Origin of the sequence: Chryseobacterium sp. PvR013 (assembly GCF_017833095.1) — a bacterium.
GTDB lineage: Bacteria > Bacteroidota > Bacteroidia > Flavobacteriales > Weeksellaceae > Chryseobacterium > Chryseobacterium culicis_A.
Genome location: NZ_JAFIBT010000001.1, coordinates 4,635,019 through 4,647,634, shown reverse-complemented (window position 1 = coordinate 4,647,634; position 12,616 = coordinate 4,635,019). Strand labels below are relative to the sequence as shown.

10 protein-coding genes are annotated in these 12,616 nt (G+C 36.7%); 3 read left to right on the top strand and 7 right to left on the bottom strand.

Translation table 11 applies throughout. From position 1 onward, the window contains the following. The first annotated feature begins 57 nt into the window (after positions 1-57). Entirely contained in the window at positions 58-3,282 is a 3,225-nt protein-coding gene (locus JOE44_RS21140) for a hypothetical protein (protein WP_209787314.1), read from the top strand. Positions 3,283-3,360: 78 nt separating this feature from the next. Here JOE44_RS21140 and JOE44_RS21135 read toward each other — a convergent pair whose 3' ends face one another. Continuing rightward, positions 3,361-5,331 carry a T9SS type A sorting domain-containing protein gene (locus JOE44_RS21135; RefSeq protein WP_209787312.1) on the bottom strand — a complete coding sequence of 657 codons (1,971 nt, stop codon included), beginning with the start codon at positions 5,329-5,331 and terminating at the stop codon, positions 3,361-3,363. Positions 5,332-5,529: 198 nt separating this feature from the next. Between JOE44_RS21135 and dusB the strand changes: the two genes are divergently transcribed. Further along, entirely contained in the window at positions 5,530-6,525 is a 996-nt protein-coding gene (dusB, locus tag JOE44_RS21130) for a tRNA dihydrouridine synthase DusB (RefSeq protein ID WP_034694897.1), read from the top strand. Positions 6,526-6,577: 52 nt separating this feature from the next. Here dusB and deoC read toward each other — a convergent pair whose 3' ends face one another. The 5 genes from deoC to JOE44_RS21105 all read right to left on the bottom strand — a co-directional run bounded on the left by deoC (position 6,578) and on the right by JOE44_RS21105 (position 11,070). Continuing rightward, positions 6,578-7,321 (bottom strand): deoxyribose-phosphate aldolase, encoded by a 744-nt coding sequence (gene deoC, locus JOE44_RS21125; RefSeq protein WP_209787310.1) that lies wholly within the window; start codon positions 7,319-7,321, stop codon positions 6,578-6,580. Positions 7,322-7,325: 4 nt separating this feature from the next. After that, entirely contained in the window at positions 7,326-7,796 is a 471-nt protein-coding gene (locus JOE44_RS21120; RefSeq protein WP_002976659.1) for an Lrp/AsnC ligand binding domain-containing protein, read from the bottom strand. A gap of 27 nt (positions 7,797-7,823) precedes the next feature. Then, entirely contained in the window at positions 7,824-8,759 is a 936-nt protein-coding gene (locus JOE44_RS21115) for an endonuclease/exonuclease/phosphatase family protein (RefSeq protein ID WP_209787308.1), read from the bottom strand. Between the two features lie 380 nt (positions 8,760-9,139). Then, positions 9,140-9,811: a tRNA (guanosine(37)-N1)-methyltransferase TrmD gene (trmD, locus tag JOE44_RS21110; protein ID WP_105681452.1), complete on the bottom strand. Its 672-nt coding sequence runs from the start codon at positions 9,809-9,811 to the stop codon at positions 9,140-9,142. Continuing rightward, a complete protein-coding gene (locus JOE44_RS21105) occupies positions 9,808-11,070 on the bottom strand; it encodes an NAD(P)/FAD-dependent oxidoreductase (protein WP_209787306.1) in 1,263 nt (420 codons plus the stop codon). Before JOE44_RS21105 ends, trmD begins: the two co-directional genes overlap by 4 nt. 66 nt (positions 11,071-11,136) lie before the next feature. Between JOE44_RS21105 and JOE44_RS21100 the strand changes: the two genes are divergently transcribed. After that, entirely contained in the window at positions 11,137-12,000 is an 864-nt protein-coding gene (locus JOE44_RS21100; RefSeq protein ID WP_209787304.1) for a GH25 family lysozyme, read from the top strand. Between the two features lie 98 nt (positions 12,001-12,098). Here the strand turns inward: JOE44_RS21100 and JOE44_RS21095 are convergent, their stop codons facing one another. Continuing rightward, on the bottom strand, positions 12,099-12,611 hold the full coding sequence (locus JOE44_RS21095) for a 5'(3')-deoxyribonucleotidase (RefSeq protein ID WP_209787302.1): 513 nt from the start codon (positions 12,609-12,611) through the stop codon (positions 12,099-12,101). Positions 12,612-12,616: the final 5 nt, after the last annotated feature.

The window sequence follows — 12,616 nt, the reverse complement described above, 5'->3', positions numbered from 1 at the left end:
AGTTAAGCTATTACGATTAACATTTTTTAGTTACTTTTACCAATTATTTTTCAGGGCTTGCGGAATTATATCCTTCTAATTGTATTCTTCTTAGGCATATTTTCAGGAAATGCTCAGGTATTTTCATGGAAAAATCCCAACGTTCCGGAAGACAGTATTAAACGAGACAGTATTCTTGCGGCAAGGCTTGAGCAGGATATCTTTGCAAAAGACACCCTTGATTTCATAAGAACGCACAACAAGATCGTTATTGATGAAGCTGTACTGGCAAAGAATGATAAAAAACGATTTTTAGGAGAACTTAATTCAAAAGGTTCCATCATCAGAGGGATTACTTTTGGTAACAATCAGGGCCAGTCTGTACAAAGCTCTATGGATCTTCAGATTTCAGGGCGCTTATCCAAAGATGTTACGATTTTAGCCAGTATTTCGGATCACAATCTGCCTATTCAGGCCGATGGTTATACGCAAACGCTGGAGGAGTTTGACAAAATCTACATGCAGCTTAATATTAAGGAAAAATCCATCCTCAGAGCCGGGCATCTTGACCTTGTAGAATCTAAGAATTATTTTGCCAAATACCAGAGACGAAGCATGGGGCTTCAGTTCCAGACAGAATTCGGGAAGGAAAACAAAACATTGGTAGATATCTCTGCAGGTGTTGCACGAAGTGAATTTCACAGAATCCGTTTTCAGGGGGTTGAAGGAAATCAGGGACCTTATCGTCTGACAGGTAAGAATGGGGAACAGTTTATCACACTGATCTCCGGTTCTGAACAGGTCTTCATTGATGGAATCCTGATGAAGCGTGGTGAAAACCAGGATTATATTATCAATTATAATACCGGTGAAGTTACCTTTACCAGTTTCCGTCCTATTTTCCAGCAGAATTTCATAACGATTTCCTATAACTATGCCAACAGGAATTATTCAAGATATCTGTTTACAGGAAAGCTTGAACATCAGAGAGAGAAATTCAAAGTAGGCTTAAACTGGTTCATGGAAAATGACAATAAGAATGCTCCTCTGTCTTTAAGTCTTTCCAAAGAAGATGAACAGATTCTTGCAGATGCAGGAAACAATCCGGATTTGATGTATGCTCCTTCAGGGGTGGTAACGGAGTATGATGTGAATAAAATTTTATATAAATTAAATCCTGCCGGAACTTTCTATGAATATTCTACTGATTCAAGCTTAACGCTGTACCAGGTTTCTTTTACGTATTTCGGGGCTAATCTGGGGGATTATAAAATAGCACAAACTACCAATAACGGACGTGTTTTTGAATATGTAGGTCCGAATGCCGGAGATTACAGAGCTGTAAGAAAACTTCCTTCTCCTCAGAAGTCACAGGTATACTCTCTGAACTCTGAATATTTACTGAATGAAGGAAAAATAGGAGCTGACATTTCCCTGAGTAACTATGATGTCAATTTATTTTCCTCAAAAGATTCTGATCAGAATATGGGATATGCATGGCGTATTTTCGGAAATAAAAGTTTCACGAAAAATGCATGGAAAGGAACACCTAGTTTTGAATATCAATATATAGACAGACAGTTTCATATCCTTGACCGTATCAATGATGTGGAATTCTCCAGAGACTTCAACCTTACCCAGGAATTTAATAAGAAAACCCAAAACAGGTTTATCTTCAGTTTCCTTAATAAATGGAATAATAAATCCACCTTAAATTACCGTGTCAATTATCTGAATGAACAAAATTCTTATAAAGGGATCAAAAATGACCTTGACTTTGGCTGGCTTACAGGAAAGTTCTTTACCAAGGGAAATCTATCTTATCTGAATACGACTGCCACCCTTCAGGACACGAAGTTCATCCGTGGTGGAGTTTCAACAGAGTTTACCGGCAAAAAAGGAAGCTGGGCCGTTGGTGGAAGCATGGAACATAATGAGAAGAAATACAATGACACCCAACTTATGGATGTCACGAGTTTCAGCTGGAAGGAAATATTTTTGCAAAAGAAAATCGGTGACAGTACAAGAACTAAGTTGCTGGCAAAAGTATACATGAGAGATAATGACTCGGTACGTGACAACAGGCTTCAGAATATGAACAATATTTTGGGAATTATGGCTGAAAGTCAGATTATCAAAACAGAAAGAACTTCCCTAAATGCTTTAATCCACTACCGAAAATTCTTCTACGCAGGTCCAGAAGGTGAAGTAACCCGTAATAATGATTTTGTTGTTGGAAACATCTTATACAATCAACAGCTTTTCAGAAATGGAATGCGCCTTCAGGCTTTCTATGAACTGGGGAACGGACAGGAAGCCCAGAGGGAATTTCAATATATTAAAGTAACAGATGGACAGGGGGTTTATAAATGGACCGATTATAACGGAGATGGAGTTCAGCAGCTGGACGAATTTGAAATCGCTGAGTATTCTGATCTTGCACAATATATCCGTGTATACACTAATTCTGTAAGATATATTCCTTCTAATAAAAATAAATTACAGCTGGCTTTATTTGTTAATCCGGCAATTGTTTTCAATTCTGAGAACGGATTTTTAAAACGATGGAATTTCAATATTTCATTAAACTCTCAAAACTCTTTCTATAAAAAGGAAAAAGTGCTTGTTCTGAATCCTTTTGAAAAGAACAGTGATCAGATCCTTAAAAATCAGAATATTCTTGCTTCTGTACAGTTTAATCCAACCGACAAGTCAGGCTGGAACGGAAATTACAGATTCATTACCAATGACAATCTCATCAATGCCAATTTCAGTAATGAAGAACGTGAGCAGACTTCTCATTTCCTGAATGTGGGATACTGGTTCAATAAAGAATTCAGAGTAGACTGGGAAAACTCAGTTCATGATATCCAAAACTCTTCACAATTATTTAAAACAAGAGATTATCGTCTTAATAATTTTGAAACCAAGCCTAAAGCAACGTATAAGTTCACAGATGCTATTCAGGCTGAATTATCTTCTGCTTTCCGCCAGAAACAAAGATTGGATGGTGAAGAACTTCTTAAAGCTTTTGATATTACTGGAACCATCCAATGGGAGCGTAGAAAAACGTCTATCCGTGGAAATTTCTCGTTCATCAGCAACAATTTTACCGGAAACAATTTCAGCATTGTAGGAAACCAGATGCTGGATGGCCTTAAGCCTGGGAAAAACCAGGTATGGAGTGTATTCATCCAACAGGCTATCAACTCCTTTATCCAACTGAATCTTAATTACGAAGGAAGAAACTCAGGTGACCGGACCATTCATATCGGAAGTATGCAGGTAAAAGCAAGCTTCTAATTATGATGGTTACTTTATACAATAAAAAATCCCCAATATTATTGCTATTGGGGATTTTTCTGATTATTAGGGTATATATTATTTTTTAATAATTTTTAAAGACTGTGATCCTTTTTCTGTATTCACTTTTAAAATATAAACTCCTGCAGCAGCACGTCTCAAATCTACAGAGCCTTTTTCAGCGTTAATGGTTTCGCTGAGAATTCTCTGGCCTGAAACATTATACACTTCAATATCTTTAATTCTACTGTCATTATTGATATATAGGTAATCCACAACAGGGTTCGGATAAACATTCACTGTATTCTTTTTCGCAGCTTCATTTACTGCCAATACAGCTGCTGTAAATTCGAAACTTCCGAGGTCTGGTGTTAAAGCATTTCTTGTATTGCCGTCCGCATCCAGTGTTACTTCGACTACCGGAGTTCCCTTATTATCAAGAGCTGCATTCCCTGTGGCCGACAAATGGAAATCAGTTGCTGATACGAATACCGGCAGCACATTCAATGAGTTTACATTTCCTCCGAATCCCGCCTGGATATCAGCAAGGGTAGCTTTTGCCAATCCTCCAATATACCCAAGATTGGTACCGGAAGAATAGAAATTATTATAATTAATAGTAGAAAAAACACTGCTGGCGGCTCCCGCATAAATAGCGTATCTGTCACCTGCCTGAGTCTGGGTATTGACAAAAAGATTATTTCTGATATCAATACCTCCTGCACCGGTCACTCCACTTGTAATATTTAAAGCAGAGGGTCTTCCGGCAACAGTCTGGCTGACATTCATGACAACGGTATTATAATAAAGTTTATATCCGCCTCCTGCAGCGACAACAATCCCGTTTCCATTGTCATTTACTCCTCCTGTTGTTGCATATCCATAGCCAGCCACACCACTGACGATATTGTTGGCCACTAATGTATTGGAGATAAGACTTGTTGTGGACAGATAAATTCCCTGGGCTCCGTACCCTGAGACATTAGTATTTTTAACTCCATTTATTTTATTATTAATAATGGTCATTCCGGTTGTCAATGTACCTCCTGCATAAATACCTGCAAAAAGAGTCCCTGTTCCACTGGAATTAAAATTGGAAATCGTATTTCCGCTTACCATAATATTGGCTACAGCAGAGGCTCCTGTACTCCCTGAGGTGATGGTTATTCCGGAAGCTCCTCCCGCACCCGTTCCGGTATACCCAAGATTGGTTATGGTATTTGAAATAATTGAAGAATTGACGGTTGCTGTGGCAAACCAGATTCCTCTTTTAATTTCAGCATTGGTCGTTTCAAAATTACCTAATGTGTTATTACTTACCGTTACTCCATCGGCACCCTGAACATAAATTCCTCCAAGACGGTTGGCATCTGCTCCCGAAGCACTTATATCATTACCCGTAACCAATGTATTAGCTCCATTACCAGCAGCTGTAGCAGCAAATAAATAAATTCCCATATAAGCTTTCTTCACAGCATTATTCTGAATAGTAACATTGTTAAAGAAGCCTCCCGTAGGTGTTGCTGCTCCGTCATACATCACCAAAGCTGAAGAATTATTCATTCCGTTGATAATATTAAGGTTTTTAACCATAATATTAGTATTGGCTGCAGCTGCAGAAGCCGCTATGAATGTAAGGACCTGTGGTGCTGTAGTAGAAGTGTTGGTAAGGGTAAGATCTCTTGTCGTTCCTGAAGCTGCATTGCTTCCGTCCAGGGTAATATTACTCCCCTGTATTCTCACTAAAGGCGCACTGGCAATATCCCCGGAAATAGTTGCCGTAACTCCTGTGGCAGGTTTTATGGCAACAGAAGTATAACTTGTTGCTCCGCCACTGGCATTCAGACTGGCTGTTGCCGTTTCCGTTGTGTTTGCTGTGATACTGATTGTAATTGCCCCTTGGTGTGTTCCTGCGTTAATAGCATCAAATGCGCCCTTCAACGTAGTATAGGTTCCTGTAGCTGTTCCTGCCGTAGCAGAAATATTTACTTGTGAATAAAAATTTGATGAAACTAAAATTGCCATCAAACAAAATAGAATTTTTCTCATGACATTAATTTTTATTATACTAAATATAAAAAATAATTATCAATAAAATTCAATAAACATTGATAATCAGTTAAATATATTAAGTAAAAATTAAACAGAATATCATAAAATCCCTTAAACAAAACAACACAAGCAAAACGCAATACCATATTTTAATTTAAAAAATATTGTTTTTTAAGAATTTCGTAAATTTGCACCATGATAAAAATAGGCAACATAGAACTGCCGGAATTTCCACTTTTGCTGGCTCCAATGGAAGACGTAAGTGATCCTCCGTTCAGACGTTTGTGTAAAATGCACGGTGCAGATTTAATGTATTCGGAATTTATTTCTTCCGAAGGGTTAATTCGTGACGCTATCAAGAGTCGTAAGAAGCTGGATATTTTCGATTATGAAAGACCAGTGGGGATACAGATTTTTGGTGGAGATGAAGAAGCAATGGCTATGTCCGCAAGAATTGTTGAAACGGTAAACCCGGATCTTGTAGATATTAATTTTGGCTGCCCGGTAAAAAAAGTTGTCTGCAAAGGAGCAGGAGCTGGTGTACTGAAAGATATTGATCTGATGGTTCGCCTTACCAAAGCCGTGGTAAGCTCTACTCACCTGCCTGTAACGGTAAAAACCCGTTTAGGATGGGACAGTACCAGCATTAATATTGATGAAGTGGCAGAACGTCTGCAGGAAACCGGAATCAAAGCTCTTACGATACACGCAAGAACCCGTGCTCAGATGTATAAGGGTGAAGCAGACTGGGAGCATATTTCAAGAATTAAACAAAATCCTAATATTGAAATTCCAATTTTTGGAAATGGTGATATAGATTCTGCTGAAAAAGCATTAGAATATAAACAAAAGTATGCATGTGACGGCATCATGATCGGGCGTGCTGCTATTGGATATCCATGGATATTTAACGAAATCAAACATTTCTTTAAAACTGGAGAACATTTACCTGAACCTACAATTTCAGACCGATTACTGGCTGTTCGCCAACATGCAGAATGGAGTGCTGAATGGAAAGGAGAAAGATTGGGATTGGTTGAAATGAGACAGCATTACAGCAATTATTTCAGAGGGATTCCTCATTTCAAGGAATTTAGAAAAAAATTCCTGGAAGTTTTCACTATGGAAGAAATGAACAGTCTGATCAAAGAGACTCAGCAGTTCTACGAAGAATACCAGGCTCAGCTATAAAAATAAAACCATCAGTAAAACTGATGGTTTTTTTATTTAGAATCTAATTATATTAATATCCTTCTGATGAAGTTTCGTTTTTAATTAATCCCAGCGCTGAAGAGGTTCCAATTCTTTTAACTCCCATTTTAATCATTTTCTCAGCATCTTCAGGAGTTCTTACTCCTCCAGCTGCTTTTACAGGAAGTTTCCCAGCATTATTGAGCATAATGGTGATTCCTTCAAAGGTTGCTCCATTAGGCTTTCCTTCGGCAGTTTGGTAAAATCCTGTTGATGACTTAACAAAAATTTTCGACAGTTCATTTTCAGAAAAATTTTCTTCTGCCCAGGTAGAAATATTTTTAGTAAGATCTGCAATTTGTTCATCAGTCAATGCTGCGATTTCAATAATCCATTTTGCAATTTTATGATGCTCAAGAGATAATTTTGTACATTTTACAAATTCTTCTCTTACCAGTTCTATATTTCCCTGTAGATAAGCTGTATAATTAATAACAAAATCCAGTTCATCTGCTCCGTTTTCTATTGCTTTTGAAGCTTCTGTAAGTTTCTCATCAATAGAATACGTTCCTTCGTGGAAACCTATTACAGTTCCTACTACAACATTTGAATTTCTTTCCTGGATATATTTTTTGATCTCAGATACGTAATCCGGTCGAATCATCACGGCAAAAATACCATTATCTATTGCTTCCTGAGCAAGTTCTTTATCTTTTTGAAGTGTTTCTTCGTGGGAAATACCTGATTGTTCTGGTGTTTTCAGGTAAGTTGAATCCAAATATTGGGCTATGTTCATATCGTTATACTTTCAGTTGTCTGTAAATACCTTGTTCCAAAGATATAAAAGTTTCTGTTCTTGTTACTCCCTTCAGCTTTTGAAGCTTGCTAAGAATCTGCATTAAATGATCATTGTCTTTACAAAGAACTTTCAGGAAAATAGTATAATTCCCTGTGGTATAGTGGGCCTCCACTACCTCATTGATATCATGCAGAGATTTTACCACTTCCGGATAATGGCTTGGCTGATCCAGAAATACCCCGATGTAGGAAATCACTTTATATCCAATTTTCTTAGGGTTAAGAAATGATATTGAATTTTCAATAACTCCTGCATGTTCGAGTTTTTTGATTCTTTGATGCACTGCAGTTGTGGAAATTCCAACATTTTTTGAAATGTGGGCTAAAGATGTTTTAGCATTGTCCATCAACATGTAGATGATTTCTTTGTCAATAGAATCTAAATGGTAGCTTGTGTTGCTCGAATTTTTCATTTTCTACTTTTTTATTATTTATGTTTTTTAATGTAAATTTTTAAATTTTACAAAAACCGGAAAGTGATCGCTATATCCTCCTAAATACCGTGTACCAGCATATGTTCGGAAAGGCCGTCCTTCAAAATTTCTGGTTCTGCTGCGGATTTTTTCAGAATTAAATATATAGGCATCCTGAAAAGCCAGCGTCTTATTATCAAGTAAAGATCTTGACATAATGATCTGATCATACAACAATCCAGATTTATAATGAAAAGTAGAATAATTTCTTGTAGAAAACAATTGCTGAAAAGGGTTCACTAAAACCTTCTCATGGTCATTGTCATAGAGAATCTGTACTAAATTTTCATCATCCGGGTTTTCGTTAAAATCACCACACAATATAACGTGCTCTTTATCTGCATCCACTATTTTCATAATCCGTTCCCGGACTTCATTCAATATAAAGGCTCTTTTAGGCTTATTGATATCTTTTTCGCGTTTAGAGGGAAGATGGGCGATAAAGACATTAATAATTTCCCCTTTATATTTAATTTTTGAAAAAAGTACGTCTCTGGTTGTGTCGTAATTTTCTGTGTTTTTATTTACTATTTCAAAAAAGAAAGTAATGGTTTCTGAATCTATTACCTCTACTTTATTTTTATCATATAACATGGCTACATCCACTTTTCTTTCGTCCATGGAATTATAATGTACAATTCCATATTCCGAATTAAAGGGTTCCATTTCTACAAGATCTTCCAAAACTTTCCTTCCGGAAACTTCAGATAATCCTATTACAAATGGCAATACATCATTTTCCTCCTTCATCAACTGAAATACGTGAGAGATTTTGAAAAGCTTATTTCTATATCTCTTTTCATCCCAATTCCTTAATCCTGACCGGGTAGGATCTAATTTGTGGACAGGTTTCGGATCGGGTAAAAATAAATTTTCAACATTATAAAAAGAGAACAGCTCCATCTACACTAATTTCTATACTTTTAATTTATTATGTTCTTTTTACTTTAAGATGTAAATTTATTATTTTTTTTCCAAATTTCCTCGATTTATCCTTAAAACAACAAATCAATTCCTCATAGAAAACATTTCAAATATAGTAAAAAATACCAATGAAATTAGCGATAATAAATTAATTTTTCAATTATTAGAGCGTTTTAGTATATTAGTCAAAATTGAGATAATATACAAAATCCGGAATAATAGAAATAAATTTTCAATTTAAAATAAGAAGTATTAATGTTTTTCACACCTATTAAACTTACAACAAATATTATTCCATTCACCTATTATAAATGGAATTAAATACGCAGGTCAGCATTAGATAAATGCTGACAATTTGTTTACAGTAAATCGGGGCGTTTTTCCTTTGTAATTCTTACTGCTTCATCATGACGCCATTCTTCAATTTTTCCGGAATTCCCACTCAACAGGATTCTGGGAACTTCCAGGCCTTTATAACTTTCGGGTCTTGTATAGATAGGCGGTGAAAGAAGATCATCCTGAAAACTGTCTGTTAAAGCGCTCTGCTCATCATTTAAAACACCAGGAAGCAATCTGATGATTGAATCTGCAAGCACACAGGCTGCCAGCTCTCCGCCTGTAAGAACATAATCTCCAATTGAAATTTCTTTGGTAATATGAAGATCTCTTACTCTCTGGTCTATTCCTTTATAATGCCCACAAAGAAAGATCAGATTTTCTTTGATGGAAAGTGAATTGGCAATTTTTTGGTTCAAAGTAACACCATCCGGCGTCAGATAGATAACTTCATCATAATTCCTTTGAGATTTAAGCTCTGAAATACATTTATCCAGTGGCTCCACCATCATTACCATTCCTGCACCGCCTCCGTAAGGCTCGTCATCAATTTGTCTGTGCTTATTAATCGCCCAGTCTCTCAATTGGTGAAAATGTACTTCTACCAGCCCTTTATCCATCGCTCTTTTCAAAATAGAAGTTTTGAACGGACTTTCCATCAATTCCGGAAGTACGCTTATTATGTCAATTCTCATTGTAATGTTCCGTTTTTCTTAGTAGGTATAATAATTAATCTTAAAGAAGAATCTTTGTTGATATAGCTCCACATCCAGTTGAAGAATATGGCCAGCTTATTTCGAACGCTCAAAATTAGCATTAAATGGAGAAACATCCAGAAATACCACGCGAGAAATCCCTGGAATTTTACAAATGGCAGATCCACAACAGCTCTGTGCTTCCCAATCGTTGCCAATGAGCCTTTGTCATCATATTCATATTCTTTCCACTCTTCCTGACTTTTCTTTAAAAGATTTTTACCTAAATTTTTTGCCTGATTAATGGCTACGTTGGCTACCTGAGGATGTCCCTGTGGATATTTAGGAGTTTCCATATAGGCAATATCCCCGATAGCATAAATATTATCGTAACCCTGTATTTTATTATATCGATCTACAATATATCTGTTTCTTACTAATTTGTCTTCCGGAAAACCTCCTACCACATTTCCTGTAACTCCGGCTGCCCAGATGACATTATTGGAAGGAATTTCTTTCCCACTTTTCAAATGAACTTTATCTCCGTCATAATCTGTCACTACTTCCCCGCTCATAAAAGTGACCCCAAGATCTTTAAGATATTTTTCGGATTTCTCCTGAGCTTCACTGCTCATTACAGCAAGTGGCTTTTCTGTAGAACTTACGAGAATAATCTTCAGATGATCAAAGTTCATATAAGGATAATCTCTTGGAAGGATGTCTTTTTTCATTTCTGCAAAAGCTCCTGCCAGCTCTACTCCTGTTGGCCCGCTTCCTACGATAACGATGTTCCAGTTACCGTCATCACTTCGGCTTTTTTCAATAATCAGTTTTTCAAAGGTCATCAAAACATGATTTCTGATGCTGATGGCTTCCTGGGTATTTTTCATTCCGAAAGCTTTTCCTTCCAGATCTTTGTTTCCGAAAAAATTAGTTTTACACCCTGTTGCAATGATGAGTTTATCATAGGTAAATTCTGCTTCGTCGGTAATCACTTTATGATTGGCAGGATCTATTTCTTTCACCTCTGTCATACGAAACTGGGTATTTCTGGACTGCTGAAAAATCTTTCTGAAGGGAAAAGAAATGTTGGAAGGTTCTATCCTCCCTGAGGCTACCTGATAAAAAAGCGGCTGAAACATATGGTGGTTCATCCGATCGAGAACAATGACCTTTTTATTCTTGTTATTCAATGTTTTTGCAAGCTGCAGCCCCGCAAATCCTCCTCCAATAATGATGATTTTTTCGCGTGTTTCCATAATACACAAATTTACTGATTTTATTTTAGCATTTAGCAGTGAAAAAAGTTAGTTTTGCAAAACTTTATGACACCAAAAAAGTACACCAAAAAAACTGCCAAACAAGTCCATAAATCCAGACGGAAAAAGTATTTTTTCCGAAGATGGGTGATATTGGGCATATTAATCGTAGCATTGGTGGGAACAGGATTTTATTTAAAACAGTCTGTAAGCTACTATTATGCATTGTACTTTAATAAATTTAAGCATAAAAAACTTCACAACAGTGAAAAGGAAGCGGCAAGAATTCAGAGAATACTAGCCAGCAATCTTGATAAAACCTATGGCTTTGATGTTTCTCATTATCAGAACCGGGAAGATATCAAATGGGACAGTCTGAGTATTGGAAATAAAACAATCCCGTTAGAATATGTTGTCATGCGCGCCACCATGGGAAACCGAAGTGCAGATAAGCATTTTGATGAGTTCTGGGAAAGTGCTAAAAAACATAATCTTATCCGCGGTGCCTACCATTTTTACAGAGCTGATGAAGATCCGGTGATCCAGGCCAATAATTTTTTGAAGAATGTAAAACTGGAGAGTGGAGATCTACCTCCCATTCTTGATATTGAAAAAATCCCAAAGCGTAAAACCAATAAAAAACTGATTGAAGACCTGAAAGTATGGTGTAAAATCGTAGAAGAAGCCTATGGCGAAAAACCTATCATCTATACCTATTATCATTATTATAAAGATTTTCTGAAAGGTGAGTTTGAAGGCTATCCTTTATGGCTTGCCAATTACAATGATGTTCCGTCTCCTTCTCCCGACGATGAGTGGGATTTCTGGCAGTTTACAGAAAACGGAATTGTTCATGGAATCAATGCGAAAGTGGATCTTGATATTTATAATGGTAATTCGTGGTCGTTGAAAAGACTGACACTGGATTAGAAATAAAATAAGAAAGGAAGCTAGAAGCAGGAAGATGGGAGCTAATGAAATGATGTGATCCCTTCCAATCTCCACCTTCCTTCTTCCAGTTTTAAATTTTAAAGGATTTCCATAACCTCTTCCCAGGAATGAACTCTTTTGTAAGTATCATTTTCTATCAGTTCATTATGAGGCTGGGTAAATATCAATCTCTGCCCTGAAAAATGATCTAAATTTTTAGGATAATCATCTATCATAATATCTCCGGCAACCACTTTTTTACTTCCACAAAGAACAATCTGTTCCCAAGTAATGAACGGAAAATGTTCTGCCAGCCAATCATATTTTTCTCTTAAGCTGTTCGGAAATTCCATTCCTGCAGATACAATATACAGATCATATTTATTATTCAGATATTCCATTGCCTCACGGCTTCCTTTCATCACAGGTAAGGTTCTGAAAAAACCTACTTCATTTACATGTTTTTTCCCGTTTGGAAAAGACTCTATTTCAGGCTTACCAGCCAAATCACTGATTTCAATTTCTTTTCCTGTATCTCTTTTTTCAAATTGTACCAGCTGATGATATACATCCGCCATTACCCCATCCATGTCGACAATAACTTTTTTCATTACTT